General features: G+C 64.6%; 8 protein-coding genes and 5 pseudogenes. All 13 read right to left on the reverse strand.

Annotated elements, in window-relative coordinates:
- Window positions 1–16: 16 nt before the first annotated feature.
- The 13 genes and pseudogenes from DPM13_RS06115 to rpoB all read right to left on the reverse strand — a co-directional run bounded on the left by DPM13_RS06115 (window position 17) and on the right by rpoB (window position 18,049).
- On the reverse strand, window positions 17–313 hold the full coding sequence (locus tag DPM13_RS06115; RefSeq protein WP_112887652.1) for a 50S ribosomal protein L23: 297 nt from the start codon (window positions 311–313) through the stop codon (window positions 17–19).
- The gene (rplD, locus tag DPM13_RS06120) at window positions 310–930 is read right to left on the reverse strand and encodes a 50S ribosomal protein L4 (RefSeq protein WP_028718451.1); all 621 of its coding nucleotides are present in this window, start codon (window positions 928–930) and stop codon (window positions 310–312) included. The genes DPM13_RS06115 and rplD overlap by 4 nt, the downstream gene beginning before the upstream one ends.
- A pseudogene (gene rplC, locus DPM13_RS06125) lies at window positions 927–1,795 on the reverse strand (50S ribosomal protein L3). Before rplC ends, rplD begins: the two are co-directional and overlap by 4 nt.
- A gap of 11 nt (window positions 1,796–1,806) precedes the next feature.
- Window positions 1,807–2,115, reverse strand: a complete 309-nt coding sequence (rpsJ, locus tag DPM13_RS06130; protein ID WP_010400227.1) for a 30S ribosomal protein S10 — start codon at window positions 2,113–2,115, stop codon at window positions 1,807–1,809.
- Window positions 2,116–3,145: 1,030 nt separating this feature from the next.
- Window positions 3,146–4,339 (reverse strand): elongation factor Tu, encoded by a 1,194-nt coding sequence (tuf, locus tag DPM13_RS06135; protein ID WP_189654856.1) that lies wholly within the window; start codon window positions 4,337–4,339, stop codon window positions 3,146–3,148.
- A 68-nt stretch (window positions 4,340–4,407) separates the two neighbouring features.
- Window positions 4,408–6,530, reverse strand: a pseudogene (fusA, locus tag DPM13_RS06140) (elongation factor G).
- Window positions 6,531–6,547: 17 nt separating this feature from the next.
- Entirely contained in the window at window positions 6,548–7,018 is a 471-nt protein-coding gene (gene rpsG, locus DPM13_RS06145; protein WP_028718456.1) for a 30S ribosomal protein S7, read from the reverse strand.
- A 12-nt stretch (window positions 7,019–7,030) separates the two neighbouring features.
- Entirely contained in the window at window positions 7,031–7,402 is a 372-nt protein-coding gene (gene rpsL / locus DPM13_RS06150; protein ID WP_022705687.1) for a 30S ribosomal protein S12, read from the reverse strand.
- Window positions 7,403–7,648: 246 nt separating this feature from the next.
- Window positions 7,649–8,152: a putative rhamnosyl transferase gene (locus DPM13_RS24900; protein WP_262983266.1), complete on the reverse strand. Its 504-nt coding sequence runs from the start codon at window positions 8,150–8,152 to the stop codon at window positions 7,649–7,651.
- 34 nt (window positions 8,153–8,186) lie between these two features.
- Window positions 8,187–8,501: pseudogene (locus tag DPM13_RS24905) on the reverse strand (glycosyltransferase); the annotation flags it as partial.
- Entirely contained in the window at window positions 8,498–9,442 is a 945-nt protein-coding gene (locus tag DPM13_RS06160) for a DMT family transporter (protein ID WP_112887653.1), read from the reverse strand. The gene DPM13_RS06160 and the pseudogene DPM13_RS24905, both read right to left, overlap by 4 nt.
- A gap of 214 nt (window positions 9,443–9,656) precedes the next feature.
- A pseudogene (gene rpoC, locus DPM13_RS27625) lies at window positions 9,657–13,859 on the reverse strand (DNA-directed RNA polymerase subunit beta').
- A gap of 53 nt (window positions 13,860–13,912) precedes the next feature.
- A pseudogene (rpoB, locus tag DPM13_RS06170) lies at window positions 13,913–18,049 on the reverse strand (DNA-directed RNA polymerase subunit beta).
- Between the last annotated feature and the right edge of the window lie 239 nt (window positions 18,050–18,288).

Here is an 18,288-nt window from a genome sequence, read left to right on the forward strand (position 1 = left end):
GATTCGCAGGCTTCTATCAGAGGCCGGTCGACACGTCGATGCTGTTGCCAGCCTCCAGCGTCACATAGGCCTTCTTGACGTCCGAGCGGACGCCGGGGCGGCCGCGGAAACGCTTGGTCTTGCCCTTGGTGATGGTCGTGTTCACGGCCTTCACCTTGACGTTGAACAGGGCTTCGACAGCCTGCTTGATCGCGGGCTTGTTCGAATCCTTGGCCACCTGAAAGACATAGGCGTTGGCGTCGGACACCAGCGTCGCCTTTTCGGTGATCAGCGGCTTGACGATCACGTCGTAATGTTCGGGTTTCACGCTCATTTCAGGCGAGCCTCCAGAGCTTCGACACCGGCGCGCGTCAGCACGAGCGTGTCGCGACGCAGGATGTCATAGACGTTTGCACCGATCGAGGGCAGCACGTCGACGCCCTCGATGTTGCGGGCGGCGCGGGCGAAGTTCTCGTTCACTTCGGCACCGTCGATCACCAGCACGCGCTTCCAGCCGTTTTCCTTGACCGCTTTCGCGACGGCGGCGGTCTTGGCGTCGGCCAGGTTCAGGCTGTCCAGGATGACCAGCTCACCCGCCGAGGCTTTCGCCGACAGCGCGTGCTTCAGACCCAGGGCCCGAACCTTCTTGGGCAGGTCGAAGGCGTGGCTGCGCGGGGTCGGGCCCTTGTAGGTGCCGCCGTGACGGAAGGTCGGCGCCTTGCGGGAACCGTGGCGGGCGCCGCCGGTGCCTTTCTGGCGATAGATCTTCTTGGTCGAGTAGCTGACATCCGACTTGCCCAGCACCGAATGGGTGCCCGCCTGCGCCTTCGCGCGCTGCCAGCGCACGACGCGGTGCAGCAGGTCCGCACGCGGTTCCAGCCCGAAGATGTCATCGCTCAGGTCGATGTCACCGGCCTTGCCGGCATCGAGCGTGATCACATCGAGTTTCATTTCTCATCTCCTTCGGGCGCGGCGTTCGGATCGGCAGCAGCCTTGTCGGCCTCGATCGAAGCCTGGGCTTCGGCCTCGGCAGCGGCCTGGGCCGCGGCTTCCGCCTCGAGCTGGGCCTTGCGGGCGGCTTCTTCCTCGGCGGCAGCGGCAGCGGCGGCTTCTTCGGCCAGACGCGCGGCTTCCTTGGCCTTCGAGCGGGTCGCGGCGGGGAAGATCGTGGTTTCGGCCAGCGGCTTCTTCACGGCGTCCTTGATCGTGACCCAGCCACCTTTCGAACCGGGAACCGAGCCCTTGACCATGATCAGGCCGCGCTCGGCGTCGGTGCGCACGACTTGCAGGTTCTGGGTGGTGACTCGCACGGCACCCAGGTGGCCGGCCATCTTCTTGCCCTTGAACACCTTGCCGGGGTCCTGGCACTGGCCGGTCGAACCGTGCGAGCGGTGGCTGATCGACACGCCGTGCGAGGCGCGCAGACCGCCGAAGTTGTGGCGCTTCATCGCGCCGGCAAAGCCCTTACCGATCGAGGTGCCGGCGATGTCGACATACTGGCCCGCGAAATAGTGGTCGGCGATGATCTCTTCGCCCACGTTCACGAGGTTTTCGGCCGCAACGCGGAATTCCGCGATCTTGCGCTTGGGGGCGACGTTCGCCTTGGCGAAGTGGCCGCGCAGCGCGGCGGTCGTGCGCTTGGCTTTCGCCTCGCCTGCGCCAAGCTGCAGCGCGACATAGCCGTCTTTCTCGGCTGTGCGCTGGCGATGACCTGCACGTTGTCCACGTGCAGGACGGTCACGGGCACCTGACGCCCGTCTTCCAGGAACAGCCGGGTCATGCCCAGCTTCTTGGCGATTACACCAGTCCGCAGCATGTCCAGCCTCCTTACACCTTGATCTCGACGTCCACGCCGGCGGCGAGGTCGAGCTTCATCAGGGCGTCCACGGTCTGGGGGGTCGGGTCGACGATGTCCAGCAGACGCTTGTGCGTGCGGATTTCCCACTGATCGCGGGATTTCTTGTCGATGTGCGGGCCGCGCAAAACGGTGAATTTCTCGATCTTGTTGGGCAGCGGAATCGGGCCACGGACCTGGGCGCCGGTGCGCTTGGCGGTGTTCACGATTTCCTGCGTGCTGGCATCCAGAACGCGGTAATCGAACGCCTTCAGTCGGATGCGGATATTCTGACTTTGCATAGTCATCCCTCTGACGGGGAGTTCCAGTCGAGAGGCTGACAGCGCACCATGCCCCGCCAGCGTCGGACCGTATAAAACGAAGGCAGGCCGCCTTGGTTGGCGGCCCGGCCCAGGATGCCGCCCGATTCTCGAGAAACCGGCGGCGATGCGGTCCTATGCAGGAAAACCGCCGGCGCGTCAAGCGCCCTCAGAGCGGCAGTCCGCGATGAGGCCCCCGGCCTGGAGAGACCGGATCGGCCGGCAAAGGAGCACCGGATCGCCACCAAGGGAAACCAGCCGGGCCAGAGGCAGGCGCTCGGGTCAGCTTACAAGAATTGTTCCCCAACCTTCCGCAATGCCTGGGCACCCGAGAGTCAGGTGTTCGCGGACAAACCGCAATACAGAACCTATTGCAATGGCGTTCAACAGTTTTGATGCGCGTTTGACAAAGCTCGACGATGACGCCCATGGTCCCGATACTAGAACGATTTCCGGTCTGTCGAGGCGGAGCGGAACTTGTCTTTTCTATATATTCTGTGTAGCGTTGTCCAGTAACTTTCGAGCGACGAAATCCTGCCGCAGGTTGTGCGCGGCGGTATCTTTGCTCAGAGCGAAGAATAAACGATTCGTTGAACAAGGGACTGCAAACAGAATTCTGCGTTGCGGGACGGCAGCGAATATCTCTACAGCGGCGCTGCTGTCAGGATCAGCCAACGGACTGGAAGGCTTACGATGAGGATCATATGTGCGCAGATCGCAACGAGGGAATTGTGGTTGCGAGAATTAACCACAAGCATCTGATAGATGATCTTAGCGAGTTTACACCATTCTTTAATCGCCTGACTGGACAACCCACACCCGACCGCTCACCCCCCACCCGGGGCTTCCTCCCCCAGCCCACATTCTCTCTGGAAAAATACCCCGGGGTCCGGGGCAGCGCCCCGGTCCGGCCGCGTGGTGAGGCGCAGCGCCCGGCCCCTCCCCCCCGCAAAAAGCCCGCCCCCTGCGCAGGGGCGCGATGGCCTGCGATACAGCCTTTTCAGCGCGAATGTCATTGTTTCCCGAAGAAGAACAGCCAGACCGGGACAGCCTTGGTTTTCAAGCTGCCATACGTCGCTTGCCCGACGTGTATTCTGGCGAAGCGCAGCTTCCTTCTGGCGAGGGACTGCCTCCCGTATCGCAGCCTGCCCTGCCCGGCATGGATCATCTCGGTGCCCTCGGGCAGCTTCACCGTCCCGGTCACGTCCGTGGTGCGGAAGTAGAACTGCGGGCGATAGTTCGCGAAGAACGGCGTGTGGCGGCCGCCCTCTTCCTTGGTCAGGATATAGGCCTCGGCCTCGAAGGTCGTGTGCGGCTTGACCGAGCCCGGCTTGCACAGCACCTGGCCGCGCTCGACGCCGTCACGGTCCACGCCGCGCAAGAGCGCGCCGATGTTGTCGCCGGCTTCCCCGCGGTCCAGCAGCTTGCGGAACATCTCGACGCCCGTGCAGGTGGTCTTGCGGGTGTCGCGGATGCCCACGATCTCCAGTTCGTCGCCCACGTTCACCGCGCCGCGCTCGACACGGCCGGTCACCACGGTGCCGCGGCCCGAGATCGAGAACACGTCCTCGATCGGCATCAGGAACGGCTGGTCGATGGCGCGCTCGGGCGTCGGGATGTATTCGTCCACCGCCTTGATCAGCGCGCGGATCGAGTTCTCGCCGATTTCCGGGTCGCGGCCTTCCAGCGCGGCCAGCGCCGAGCCCTTGATGATCGGGATGTCGTCGCCGGGGTAGTCGTAGGAGGACAGAAGCTCGCGCACTTCCATCTCGACCAGCTCCAGCAGTTCCTCGTCATCCACCTGGTCGACCTTGTTGAGGTAGACGACCATGTAGGGGATGCCGACCTGGCGGCCCAGCAGGATGTGTTCGCGCGTCTGCGGCATCGGGCCGTCGGCGGCGTTCACCACCAGGATCGCGCCGTCCATCTGCGCCGCGCCGGTGATCATGTTCTTGACGTAGTCGGCGTGGCCGGGGCAGTCGACATGCGCGTAGTGGCGGTTCTCGGATTCGTATTCCACATGCGCGGTCGAGATCGTGATGCCGCGCGCGCGTTCTTCCGGCGCACCGTCGATCTGGTCATAGGCCTTGAATTCGCCGAAGTATTTCGTGATCGCCGCCGTCAGCGTCGTCTTGCCGTGGTCAACGTGCCCGATCGTCCCGATGTTGACGTGCGGTTTCGTCCGTTCAAACTTTGCCTTTGCCATGAGCAGGGCTCCTTAGGATTCTTGTTGTCTCAACGTGGAGAGGCGGGGCCGGGGCCCCGCCGTTCCGATCAGGCGTACTTCTTCTGGATCTCGTCCGAGATGTTCTGCGGCACGGCCTCGTAATGGTCGAACTGCATGGTGAACACCGCCCGGCCCGAGGACATCGAGCGCAGGTTGTTGATGTAGCCGAACATGTTGGCCAGCGGCACGAAGGCGTCGATGACGTTCGCGTTGCCGCGGGTGTCCTGGCCACGAACCATGCCGCGACGGCTGGTCAGGTCGCCGATGATCGAACCCGTGTATTCCTCGGGCGTCACCACCTCGACCTTCATAATCGGCTCCAGCAGCTTGGCGCCGGCCTTCTTCAGACCTTCGCGCATTGCGGCGCGCGAGGCGATCTCGAAGGCCAGGACCGAGGAGTCGACATCGTGGAACGCACCGTCAAGCAGCGCGACCTTGAAGTCGATCACCGGGAAGCCGGCCAGCGGGCCCGAGTCCATGACGGACTTGATACCCTTTTCCACGCCCGGGATGTATTCCTTGGGCACGGCACCGCCGACGATCTTGCTTTCGAACGAATAGCCCTCGCCCGGCTCGGTCGGGGTGATCTGCAGCTTCACGCGCGCGAACTGGCCGGTACCGCCGGTCTGTTTCTTGTGCGTGTAGTCGATCTCGGCCGGCTGGCTGATGGTTTCGCGGTAGGCCACCTGCGGCGCAGCCGAGGGTCGTCAGGCTCGTATTCGCGCTTCATGCGGTCATCCAGGATGTCGAGGTGAAGTTCGCCCATGCCCTTCATGATGGTCTGGCCCGATTCGAGATCGGTTTCGACGCGGAAGGACGGGTCCTCGGCCGACAGGCGCTGAAGGGCGAGGCCCATCTTTTCCTGGTCGGCCTTCGACTTCGGCTCGACGGCGATCTCGATCACCGGCTCGGGGAAGGTCATGGTTTCCAGAACCACCGGCTTGTTCGGGTCGCACAGCGTGTCGCCCGTGGTGGTGTCCTTCAGACCCGCCAGCGCGATGATGTCGCCGGCGAAGGCTTCCTCGATTTCCTCGCGGTTGATCGCATGCATGATCATCATGCGGCCGACGCGCTCGCGCTTGCCCTTGGTCGAGTTCAGCATCTGGTCGCCCTTCTTGAGCGAACCCGAATAGATGCGCGTGAAGGTCAGCGAACCGACGAAGGGGTCGTTCATGATCTTGAACGCCAGGCCCGAGAAGGGCTGGTTGTCATCGGCCGAACGCTCGATGTTGCGGGTCTCGGTCTCGTCGCCCGGAGCAAAGCCCAGGTAGGCGGGAACGTCGGTCGGCGCCGGCAGATAGTCGACCACGGCGTTCAGCAGCGGCTGCACGCCCTTGTTCTTGAAGGACGAGCCGGCGGTGACCGGGAAGAAGGACAGCGACAGCGTGCCCTTGCGGATCAGCGCGCGCAGGGTCGCCTCGTCGGGCTCTTCGCCCTCGAGATAGGCTTCCATGGCGGCGTCGTCCTGCTCGACGGCAAGCTCGATCATCTTGCCGCGCCATTCCTCGGCCAGGTCCTGGAGTTCCTCGCGGATCGGCTGACGGACCCAGCTTGCGCCGAGGTCTTCGCCCTTCCAGACCCACTCTTCCATCTTCACCAGATCGACGATGCCTTCCAGCTTGTCCTCGGCGCCGATCGGCAGGGCGATCGGGCAGGGGGTGCCGCCGGTGCGGTCCTTGATCATGCGCACGCAGTTGAAATAGTCCGCGCCGATCTTGTCCATCTTGTTGACGAAGACGATGCGCGGAACCTTGTAGCGGTCAGCCTGACGCCACACGGTTTCGGTCTGCGGCTCGACGCCGGCGTTGGCGTCCAGAAGGCAGATCGCGCCGTCCAGAACCGCCAGCGAGCGCTCGACCTCGATGGTGAAGTCGACGTGGCCGGGGGTGTCGATGATGTTGAAGCGGCAGCGCTGCGACTGGTCTTCGACATAATCGGTGTCTTCGTGGCGCTGCCAGAAGGTCGTGGTCGCGGCCGAGGTGATGGTGATGCCGCGTTCGGCTTCCTGCTCCATCCAGTCCATGGTCGCGGCGCCGTCATGGACTTCGCCGATCTTGTGGGACTTGCCGGTATAGAACAGGATGCGCTCGGTCGTCGTGGTCTTGCCCGCGTCGATGTGGGCCATGATCCCGAAGTTCCGGTAGCGCTCCAGCGGATATTCGCGTGCCATTAAGGGCTTTCCTTCCGTTACCAGCGGTAGTGGCTGAACGCCTTGTTGGCGTCGGCCATCTTGTGGGTGTCTTCCCGCTTCTTCACGGCGGTGCCGCGGCCATTGACGGCATCGGCCAATTCACCGGCCAGACGCTCTTCCATGGTGTGCTCGTTGCGGTTCTTGGCCGCGGTGATCAGCCAGCGGATGGCCAGGGCCTCGCGGCGGGTCGGGCGAACCTCGACCGGAACCTGATAGGTGGCACCGCCGACGCGGCGCGAACGCACCTCGACCGAGGGCTTCACGTTGTCGAGGGCTTCGTGGAAGACCTCGATCGGCTCGCGCTTCAGCTTGCCCTGGACGCGGTCCAGCGCCGAATAGACGATGCGCTCGGCGACCGATTTCTTGCCGTCGACCATCAGGTTGTTCATGAATTTGGTCAGCACGCGATCGCCATACTTGGCGTCGGGCAGAACTTCGCGCTTCTCAGCGGCGTGACGACGTGACATGTCGGACTCTCCTTACTTCGGACGCTTCGCGCCGTATTTCGAACGGCGTTGACGGCGGTCTTTGACGCCCTGGGTGTCCAGCACACCGCGCAGGATGTGGTAACGGACACCCGGAAGGTCTTTCACACGGCCGCCACGGATCAGCACGACGCTGTGTTCCTGCAGGTTGTGCTTTTCGCCCGGGATGTAGGAGATGACCTCGAAGCCATTGGTCAGCCGCACCTTGGCGACCTTCCGCATGGCGGAGTTCGGTTTCTTCGGCGTCGTGGTATAGACGCGCGTGCACACGCCGCGCTTCTGCGGGCACCCTTGCAGGTGCTGCGACTTCGAGCGCTGCACTTTCGGCTGCCGCGGCTTGCGGATCAGCTGTTGGATCGTCGGCATTCGGTTCCCCGTCTTGCTTTCGTCAATACTCGCAGCGATTGCTGCGCCACTTCTCGACGACGTTCGCGCCCATCGCGAAACGCCACGACCCATCCTGTTCCCTGGGGAAAGGACGGGTCGAATTTCCAGAGGATCGGGGCAAATCCGGCCCGGATCGTCACCATGATGGTTCTGGGCTACCCGGGCGGAATCCCGCCGGGTGTGGGGCGTATAGGGGGAATCGCGGGACGAGTCAACAGCGCCCGCCTAGCGCCCCCAGTGCGGGCGGGCCGCGCCGGGCAGGCCGAAGTCGCGCGCCGCCCGGTCGAGCGTCGGCAGGTCGATGCGGAACCGGTCGGCCAGCAGCGCCTGCCAGGTATCGGGGTCGCCCTCCCAGGCATAGCCCGCGCCGATGGCGCCGGAATCGTTGTCGTGGTTCAGGAAGCGCACGAACATCACCTTGCCGGGCAGGGTCACGCCGGGCATCGACAGGCCGATCTTCCAATGCGGGAAATGCATGATGCTGCGTTCGGCATCAGGCGGCAGATAGACGGTCAGCCCGGCCACGGCATTGTAGATCATGCGCGGCTCGACCGAGATCCCCTGCCCCGTCGCCTTCAGCACCAGCCCGCGGGAGTAGTCGCAGGACAGGCGCCGCCGCGCCTTCCACAGGGGCCGCATCATGGCGAAATCGCGGCGTGCGTGCTGGATGTAGTCGACCGCCACCGCGTCGTCGTCGTCCTGAGCGGAAATGGCCGACGATCTCGGCATCGGGGTCCAGGTGCGGGCGGATCGCCGCCATGCAGGCGTCCAGGTGCCGGTCCATCGGCGGCACCAGGGCCAGCTTGAACTGCGGCATCAGCTCGGTCAGTTCGCGCAGGCGCGACAGATAGGGTTCCGGCAGGTCCGGGCCCGTCATCAGCACCAGCGTGAAATCGGGATCGGTCTGCGCCACCAGCCCGGGCAGCGTGACGTTTTCGAACCAGAACCAGCGCCGGGCCAGCCGCTCGTGGTCGTAAAGGAACGCCCGCCGGTCCTCCAGGCTCTCGTGTTCGACCTGAAAGCCGCGCCCGCCCAGGTAGGAAAAGCGGCACAGGCCCAGCATCTGTATCCGTGTCATCCCCTGCCCCTCAACTGCCGCTCGCGCAGGATCGCGTATAGCCCCGCCCCCACCACCAGGGCCGATCCCGCCCAGGTCCAGCCGTCCGGCCACTCGCCGAACAGCGCCAGCCCCAGCAGGATCGCCCAGACGAGCGAGGTATAGCGGAAGGGGGCGACAAAGGAAATCTCGCCCACCCGCATCGTGGCGACGGCGGTCAGATACCCCACGGTCAGGAACCCGGCCGAAAGCAGCAGCAGCGCCGCCTCGGGCAGGTCGGGCATCCGCCAGTCCTCGCCCACGCCCAGAACGAACCCCGACAGCATCACCGCAAGCGCGGCATGAAAGGCGATGGTGCCGCTGCCGACCTGCCGCGAGAAATACCGCGTGGCGATGTCGCGCACGACGATCAGCAGCATGGAGAGCAGCGCCACCGCCGACCATGTGTCGAAGGCCCCGGTTCCCGGCCGCAGGATCAGCAGGACCCCCAGGAAACCGACCCCGATGGCCGACAGCCGCCGCCAGCCCAGCCGTTCGCGAAAGAACAGCGCCGCGGCCAGCGTCACCGCCAGCGGCAGCGCCTGCATGATGGCCGACAGATCGGCCAATGCCATCTGCCGCAGCGCCAGCAGGTAAAGCAGGGTCGAGACGATGTCGGCCGCGGTGCGGATCACCAGCGCCGCCACATCGCCCCGGGGCACCGTCAGCCGCAGCCCGTCGCCCTGCACCAGCGCAGCGGCCACCATCAGCGCCAGCACCGCCATGCCCCGCAACGCGACGGATTCGTACAGCGGCAGGGTCTGGGTCACAGCCTTCATCACCGCGTCGTTGCAGGTGAATGCCGCCATGCTGAGCACCATCAGCATGGTCCCGCGCAGATTGTCGGACGGCCCGGCCCGAACGATGCGCGGCTCGGACGGCGGCCGGGTCTTGCGAAAGGGGGAAAGCAGAGGGGTGCGCATGCTCGTTCCGGCCGTTTCGCCCAGCGATAAGCAAGCCCGCGACAAAACACCAGAACCCACGATGGTGTCCGCGCCACGATGCGCCCCCGCGCCACCACGCAAGGCCTCGGCAGTTCACCGTTTTCCAAATACCCATGGAACCGTGCCACCCGTGGGCACGCCATGAAAAAAGGCCCGGGCTGCGCACCCGGGCCTTTCGATCATGTCGGGGCGATCACTCGCCGGCCTGCTCGGCCGAGGACTCCTCGGGCGCGATCAGCGCGGCGGCGGCCTCGGCCTCGGCCCGGCGGGCCTCGATCACCTCGTTGTCGCGCTCGGTCGCGATCCGCTTGATGCGGGCGGTGGCGCCACCGGTCCCGGCCGGGATCAGCCGGCCGACGATGACGTTTTCCTTCAGCCCCACCAGCTTGTCGCGCTTGCCCTGCACGGCGGCTCGGTCAGCACGCGGGTCGTTTCCTGGAAGGACGCGGCCGAAATGAAGCTGCGGGTCTGCAGGCTCGCCTTGGTGATGCCCAGAAGCACCGGCTCGCCCGCAGCCGGACGGCCGCCCTTGGCTTCGATCTTGGCGTTTTCTTCCTCGAACTCGTCGCGATCGACGTGCTCGCCCTTCAGCAGCGTGGTGTCGCCGCTGTCGAGGATCTCGATCTTCTGCAGCATCTGGCGAACGATCACCTCGATGTGCTTGTCGTTGATCTTCACGCCCTGCAGTCGATAGACGTCCTGCACCTCGTCGATGAGATAGTCGGCCAGGGCCTCGATCCCCATGATGCGCAGGATGTCGTGCGGCGCCGGGTTGCCGTCCATGATGTAGTCACCCTTCTGCACGAAGTCGCCTTCCTGCACCGGGATGTGCTTGCCTTTCGGCACCATGTATTCGACGGCATCCAGCGTGTCGTCGGCGGGCTCGATGGTGATGCGGCGCTTGTTCTTGTAGTCCTTGCCAAAGCGCACATAGCCATCCAGTTCGGCGATGATCGCGTGATCCTTGGGACGACGGGCCTCGAACAGTTCCGCCACGCGGGGCAGACCCCCGGTGATGTCCTTGGTCTTGGCGCCTTCGCGCGGGATCCGCGCCACCACGTCACCGGCCTTGATCTCCTGCCCGTCCTCGACCGACAGAATCGCGTCGACCGACATCGGATAGGTGACCGGGTTGCCCTGTTCGTTCCGCACCGGCTCGCCATCGGCATCGACGATGATGATCTCGGGCTTCAGCTCGTTGCCCTTGGGGGCCGAGCGCCAGTCCGTGACGATCTTCTGCGTCATGCCGGTGGCATCGTCGGTCTCGTCCCGGACGGAAAGCCCGGTGAACAGGTCGACGTATTTCGCCACACCCGCCTTCTCGGCGATGATCGGCAGGGTATAGGGGTCCCATTCGAACATCTTCTGACCGCGCGTGACCGCATCGCCGTCGCGCACGAACAGTTTCGAGCCGTAGAACAGCTTGTGGCTGGCCAGGGTGTCGCCGGTTGCCGACTTGATGTGCAGCTGCATGTTGCGGCTCATCACGATCAGCTCACCATTGGCGTTTTCCAGCGTGCTTTCGTTCTCGAAAGCCACCGTGCCTTCCTGCGCCGCGGCGATGAAGGACTGCTGGCCACCCTGCGCGATGCCGCCGATGTGGAAGGTCCGCATCGTCAGCTGGGTGCCCGGCTCGCCGATCGACTGCGCCGCGATGATGCCCACCGCCTCGCCGATGTTGACCAGCGTGCCGCGCGCCAGGTCGCGGCCATAGCAGAGCGCGCAGATCCCGTCCTCGGATTCGCAGGTCAGGGCCGAGCGGATGCGCACGTTCTGCACGCCCGCCTGCTCGATCTCGTCGGCCTTGCGCTCGTCGATCAGCTCGTTCTTGCGAACGATCACCACATCCTCGCCGGGAACCAGGACATCCTCGGCCGCGACGCGGCCCAGAATGCGTTCCGACAGCGGGCTGACCACCTCGCCATCGTTGACCGCGGCCGAGGCGGTGATCGCCCGGTCGGTGCCGCAGTCATGTTCGCGGATGATGCAGTCCTGCGCCACGTCGACCAGGCGGCGGGTCAGGTAGCCCGAGTTCGCCGTCTTCAACGCCGTGTCCGACAGGCCCTTCCGGGCACCGTGGGTCGAGTTGAAGTATTCAAGAACGGTCAGGCCTTCCTTGAAGTTCGAGATGATCGGCGTCTCGATGATCTCGCCGTTCGGCTTGGCCATCAGGCCGCGCATGCCGCCCAGCTGCTTCATCTGGCTGACCGAACCCCGGGCACCCGAGTGCGCCATCATATAGACCGAGTTCGGCTCGAGCTCCGCCCCGTTCTCGTCCTTCTTGGTGGCCGAGATGGTCTTCATCATGGCGTCGGTCACGCGGTCGTTGCACTTGGACCAGGCGTCGACGACCTTGTTGTATTTCTCGCCCTGGGTGATCAAGCCGTCCAGGTACTGCTGCTCAAGGACTTCACCTGGTCCTGGGTCTCCTCGACCAGCTCCCATTTCGCGGCGGCACGACCATGTCGTCCTTGCCGAAGGAAATGCCGGCGCGGAACGCCTCGCGGAAGCCCAGGCCCATGATCTGGTCGCAGAAGATCACCGACTCTTTCTGACCGCAGTAGCGATAGACGGTGTCGATGACGTTCTGGATGTCCTTCTTGCGCAGCAGGCGGTTCACCAGCTCGAAGGGCGCCTTGGCGTTCTTGGGCAGCAGCGCGCCCAGCCGCAGGCGGCCCGGCGTGGTTTCGAAGCGCTTGATGACCTCGTTGCCGTTCTCGTCGATCTGGGGCAGGCGCGCGGTGATCCTGGCATGCAGGTGCACCGAACCCGAGGCGAGCGCGTGCTCGACTTCCTCGAGGTTGGTGAACACCATGCCCTCGCCCTTCATCCCTTCGCGTTCCATGGTCGTGTAGTACAGACCCAGAACCATGTCCTGCGACGGCACGATGATCGGCGCGCCGTTGGCGGGCGACAGAACGTTGTTCGTCGACATCATCAGGACGCGGGCCTCAAGCTGGGCTTCCAGCGAAAGCGGGACGTGCACGGCCATCTGGTCGCCGTCGAAGTCGGCGTTGAAGGCCGAGCAGACCAGCGGGTGCAGCTGGATCGCCTTGCCCTCGATCAGGATCGGCTCGAAGGCCTGGATGCCCAGGCGGTGCAGCGTCGGCGCGCGGTTCAGCAGGACCGGATGCTCGCGGATCACCTCGTCCAGGATGTCCCAGACCTCGGGACGTTCCTTTTCGACCAGCTTCTTGGCCTGCTTGACGGTGGACGACAGCCCCTTCGCCTCGAGCCGCGAATAGATGAACGGCTTGAACAGCTCGAGCGCCATCTTCTTCGGCAGACCACACTGGTGCAGCTTCAGCTCCGGCCCGGTCACGATGACCGAACGGCCCGAGAAGTCGACCCGTTTCCCCAGAAGGTTCTGGCGGAAACGACCCTGCTTGCCCTTCAGCATGTCCGAGAGCGATTTCAGCGGGCGCTTGTTGTTGCCGGTGATGACGCGGCCGCGGCGGCCGTTGTCGAACAGCGCATCGACCGACTCCTGCAGCATCCGCTTTTCGTTGCGCACGATGATGTCGGGCGCGCGCAGCTCGATCAGCCGCTTCAGGCGGTTGTTGCGGTTGATGACGCGGCGATACAGGTCGTTCAGGTCCGAGGTCGCGAAGCGGCCGCCGTCCAGCGGCACCAGCGGGCGCAGTTCCGGCGGGATGACCGGAATGACGGTCAGTACCATCCACTCGGGCCGGTTGCCCGACTCGAGGAACGACTCGACGATCTTCAGCCGCTTGATGATCTTCTTGGGCTTCAGTTCGCCGGTTGCCTCCTTCAGCTCCTCGCGCAGCTGCTCGGCGGTGGCGGCCAGGTCGATGTTGGCCAGCATCTCGCGGATCGCCTCGGCGCCGATATTGGCGGTGAAGGCGTCGGCGCCGTACTGGTCCTGGGCGTCCAGGAACTCCTCCTCGGTCAGCAGCTGACCATAGGACAGGTCCGTCAGACCCGGCTCGATCACGACGTAGTTTTCAAAGTACAGGATGCGTTCCAGATCGCGCAGCGTCATGTCCAGCATCAGGCCGATGCGCGAGGGCAGCGACTTCAGGAACCAGATATGCGCGACCGGGGCGGCCAGTTCGATATGGCCCATGCGCTCGCGCCGGACCTTCTGCAGGGTGACCTCGACGCCGCATTTCTCGCAGACCAGGCCGCGATACTTCATGCGCTTGTACTTGCCGCACAGACATTCGTAGTCCTTGATCGGACCGAAGATGCGCGCGCAGAACAGACCGTCACGCTCGGGCTTGAACGTGCGGTAGTTGATGGTCTCGGGCTTCTTCACCTCGCCATAAGACCAGGCGAGGATTTCCTCGGGCGAGGCCAGCGAGATCTTGATTTCGTCGAACTGCCGCGGCGCAGCCAGCGGGTTCAGCGGATTATGGGCAAGTTCCTGGTTCATTTTCTATTCCTGACTAGGGGCGCAAAGGGGCGAAGTGGGGCGCTGGCGCGCCCTCACTCGTCATCCTCGGCATCCAGGAGTTCCATGTTGAGGCCCAGACCCCGGACCTCCTTGACCAGCACGTTGAACGATTCCGGCACGCCGGCCTCGAAGTTGTCCTCGCCCTTGACGATGCTTTCATAGACCTTGGTCCGGCCGGCCACGTCGTCCGACTTGACCGTCAGCATCTCCTGCAGGGTATAGGCGGCGCCATAGGCTTCCAGCGCCCAGACCTCCATCTCACCCAGACGCTGACCGCCGAACTGCGCCTTGCCGCCCAGCGGCTGCTGGGTCACGAGGCTGTAGGGGCCGGTCGAACGGGCATGCATCTTGTCGTCGACAAGGTGGTGCAGCTTCAGGACGTATTTCATCCCGACGGTGACCGGGCGGGCGAACTGCTCGCCGGTGCGACCATCAAAGACGATGGACTGGCCCGAGGTGTCGAAGCCCGCCCGGCGCAGCGCGTCGTTCACGTCGCCTTCCTTGGCGCCGTCAAAGACGGGCGTGGCGATCGGAACGCCGCCGCGCACGGCATCGGCATGCTCGATCAGGGTTTCGTCATCCATGTCCGAGAAGGTCTCGGCATAGAACTCGTCGCCATAGCCGATCTTCATCGCCTCGCGCACCGGGGCCATGTCGCCATTGCGGCGATAGTCCTGAAGCGCCTCGTCGATCTTGATGCCAAGGCCGCGCGACGCCCAGCCCATGTGGGTTTCCAGGATCTGCCCGACGTTCATGCGCGACGGCACGCCCAGCGGGTTCAGGACCAGGTCGACCGGGGTGCCATCCGCCAGGAAGGGCATGTCCTCGATCGGGACCACCTTGGACACGACACCCTTGTTGCCGTGACGACCGGCCATCTTGTCGCCCGCCTGCAGCTTGCGCTTCACGGCGACGAAGACCTTGACCATCTTCATCACGCCCGGGGGCAGGTCGTCGCCCTGACGGACCTTTTCGACCTTGTCCTCGAAGCGGTTGTCCAGCGCGCGCTTGAGGCTGTCGAACTGCTGGTTCAGCGCCTCGACCTCCTTGGCGGTTTCCTCCTCGGCGACCGCAAGCTGCCACCACTGCCCGCGCGACAGCTGACCCAGCACATCCTCGTCGACGGTGACGCCGGCGCGGATGCCCTTCGGCCCCTTGACGATCTCCTTGCCCAGGATCAGCGACTTCAGGCGCGCATAGATGTTGCGCTCCAGGATCGCCAATTCGTCGTCGCGGTCGCGCGCCAAGCGCTCGACTTCCTCGCGCTCGATCTGCAGGGCGCGCTCGTCCTTGTCGACGCCGTGGCGGTTGAACACCCGGACCTCGACGATGGTGCCATAGGCACCCGGCGGCAGACGCAGCGAAGTGTCGCGCACGTCGCTGGCCTTTTCACCAAAGATCGCGCGCAGCAGCTTTTCCTCGGGCGTCATCGGGCTTTCGCCCTTGGGCGTGATCTTGCCCACCAGGATGTCGCCCGGACCGACTTCGGCGCCGATATAGACGATGCCGGCCTCGTCGAGGTTGCGCAGCGCTTCCTCGCCGACGTTGGGGATGTCGCGGGTGATCTCCTCCGGGCCCAGCTTCGTGTCGCGGGCCGCCACTTCGTATTCGTCGATATGGATCGAGGTGAACACGTCGTCGCGGTGGATCCGCTCGGAAATCAGGATCGAGTCCTCATAGTTGTAGCCGTTCCAGGGCATGAAGGCCACGACCACGTTGCGGCCGATCGCCAGTTCTCCCTGGTCCGTCGACGGACCGTCGGCCACGACCTGGCCCTTGACCACCTTGTCGCCCACCTTGACCAGCGGGCGCTGGTTGATGGTCGAGGACTGGTTCGAACGCTTGAACTTGCGCAGACGATAGATGTCCACGCCCGCGTCGCCCGCGCCCAGATCCTCGGTCGCGCGGATAACGATCCGCTGCGCGTCGACCTGGTCGATGATGCCGCCTCGGCGCGCCATGATGGCCGCACCCGAGTCGCGCGCCACGGTCGCTTCCATGCCGGTGCCGACGAAGGGCGCCTCGGCCCGCAGCAGCGGAACCGCCTGACGCTGCATGTTCGAGCCCATCAACGCGCGGTTGGCGTCGTCGTTTTCCAGGAACGGGATCAGCGCCGCGGCGACCGACACCAGCTGCTTGGGCGAGACGTCGATCAGATCGACGGCATCGACCGGGTTCAGCATGAAGTCGCCCGCCTGCCGGGTCGAGATCAGTTCGTCCACGAACCTGCCTTCCTCGTCCAGGGTGGCGTTCGCCTGGGCGATGGTGTGGCGCATCTCCTCGGTCGCGGACATGTAGACCACGTCGTCGGTGACCTTGCCCTCGATGACCTTGCGATAGGGGGTCTCGATGAAGCCGTACTTGTTCACGCGGGCAAAGGTGGCCAGCGAGTTGATCAGGCCGATGTTCTGGCCTTCCGGCGTCTCGATCGGACACATCCGGCCATAATGGGTCGGGTGAACGTCGCGCACCTCGAAGCCGGCGCGCTCGCGGGTCAGACCGCCCGGGCCAAGCGCCGACAGGCGGCGCTTGTGCGTCACCTCGGACAGCGGGTTGGTCTGGTCCATGAACTGCGACAGCTGCGAGCTGCCGAAGAACTCGCGCACCGCGGCCGCGGCGGGCTTGGCGTTGATCAGGTCCTGCGGCATCACGGTGTCGATCTCGACGCCCGACATGCGCTCGCGGATCGCGCGCTCCATGCGCAGCAAGCCGATGCGGTACTGGTTCTCCATCAACTCGCCGACCGAGCGCACCCGGCGGTTGCCCAGGTGGTCGATGTCGTCGATCTCGCCCTTGCCGTCGCGCAGTTCCACCAGCCCGCGAATACAGGCGATGATGTCTTCGTGACGCAGCGTGCGCTGGGTGTCCGGCGCGTCAAGGTCCAGGCGCATGTTCATCTTGACCCGGCCGACGGCCGAGAGGTCATAGCGCTCGCTATCGAAGAACAGGCTGTTGAACAGGGTGGAGGCCGCCTCGACGGTCGGCGGCTCGCCCGGGCGCATGACCCGGTAGATGTCCATCAGCGCGCCTTCGCGGTTCATGTTCTTGTCGGCGGCCATGGTGTTGCGGATGTAGGGACCGACGTTGACATGGTCGATGTCCAGCACCGGGACCTCCTCGATGCCGTTGTCCAGCAGCACCTTCAGCAGACCGCCCGCCAGTTCGCCGTCGCGGTCGTATTCGGCGGTGATCTCGTCGCCCGCCTCGGCATAGATCAGGCCGGTCTTTTCGTTGATGATGTCTTTCGCGACAAAGCGGCCGACGATCTTGTCGAAGGGCAGAAGCAGGTTGATGTCGCCCTGCTCGGCCAGCTGCTTGACCAGGCGCGGCGTCACCTTGTCGCCGGCCTTGGTGATGATCTCGCCGGTCTCGGCGTTCACCAGGCCATGCTCGGACGATCGCGCACGCCCAGGCATGAGCGGGTGATTCAGACTGGTCCTGCCCCGCCGCGCGCTGCAGCTTGTAGTCCTGCGGGTCGTGGAAGGCATCCATGATGCCCTCCTGGTCCATGCCCAGGGCGTAAAGCAGCGTCGTCACCGGCAGCTTGCGACGGCGGTCGATGCGCGCGAACCCAGGTCCTTGGCGTCGAATTCGAAGTCCAGCCACGAGCCGCGATAGGGGATGATCCGGCAGGCGAACAGCAGCTTGCCCGAGCTGTGCGTCTTGCCGCGGTCATGGTCGAAGAACACGCCGGGGCTGCGGTGCATCTGGCTGACGACGACCCGCTCGGTCCCGTTCACGATGAACGTCCCGTTCTGCGTCATCAGGGGCATGTCGCCCATGTAGACGTCCTGTTCCTTGATGTCCTTGACCGACTTGGCGCCGGTGGTCTCGTCGACATCGAACACGATCAGGCGCAGCGTGACCTTCAGCGGCGCGGCATAGGTCATGTCGCGCGCCTGGCATTCGTCCACGTCGTATTTCGGGCGCTCGAGTTCGTATTTCACGAATTCCAGCGTCGCCGTCTCGTTGAAGTCCTTGATCGGGAACACCGACTGGAACACGCCCTGAATGCCTTCGCCATCCTGGTGGCCCTCGGCCTCGCCCGACCGCAGGAACAGGTCATAGGACGATTTCTGAACCTCGATGAGGTTCGGCATCTCAAGAACTTCGCGGATATTGCCATAGTAACGCCGGATGCGTTTCTGGCCGACATAAGCTTGCGCCATCAGGGGTCTTACCTTTCGTCTTTCGCTTGCAGCGGCCGTCGGGGCCCGACCGGCGCAAGGCGGCGAATGAGGGGTGGGGTTCCATTCGTGCCGCCCGTCCCACCGCGCGGCTCCCGAACCCCGAACATGCCCTGAAGGAAGGTCTGATGGGCAAACCGTCCTTCAAGACAGGTTCGGCAGGGACCGGGAAAGCCCCGGACCCTGCCTGTTTCGTTCCGAAACTAATCGGACAGCACCAT

Origin of the sequence: Paracoccus mutanolyticus, from assembly GCF_003285265.1 — a bacterium.
GTDB lineage: Bacteria > Pseudomonadota > Alphaproteobacteria > Rhodobacterales > Rhodobacteraceae > Paracoccus > Paracoccus yeei.

What these genes read in the sequence shown, in the direction of transcription:
- DPM13_RS06115 (WP_112887652.1), bottom strand. Translation starts at nt 313, where the DNA reads ATGAGCGTGAAACCCGAACATTACGACGTGATCGTCAAGCCGCTGATC.
- rplD (WP_028718451.1), bottom strand. Translation starts at nt 930, where the DNA reads ATGAAACTCGATGTGATCACGCTCGATGCCGGCAAGGCCGGTGACATC.
- rpsJ (WP_010400227.1), bottom strand. Translation starts at nt 2,115, where the DNA reads ATGCAAAGTCAGAATATCCGCATCCGACTGAAGGCGTTCGATTACCGC.
- tuf (WP_189654856.1), bottom strand. Translation starts at nt 4,339, where the DNA reads ATGGCAAAGGCAAAGTTTGAACGGACGAAACCGCACGTCAACATCGGG.
- rpsG (WP_028718456.1), bottom strand. Translation starts at nt 7,018, where the DNA reads ATGTCACGTCGTCACGCCGCTGAGAAGCGCGAAGTTCTGCCCGACGCC.
- rpsL (WP_022705687.1), bottom strand. Translation starts at nt 7,402, where the DNA reads ATGCCGACGATCCAACAGCTGATCCGCAAGCCGCGGCAGCCGAAAGTG.
- DPM13_RS24900 (WP_262983266.1), bottom strand. Translation starts at nt 8,152, where the DNA reads ATGCCGAGATCGTCGGCCATTTCCGCTCAGGACGACGACGACGCGGTG.
- DPM13_RS06160 (WP_112887653.1), bottom strand. Translation starts at nt 9,442, where the DNA reads ATGCGCACCCCTCTGCTTTCCCCCTTTCGCAAGACCCGGCCGCCGTCC.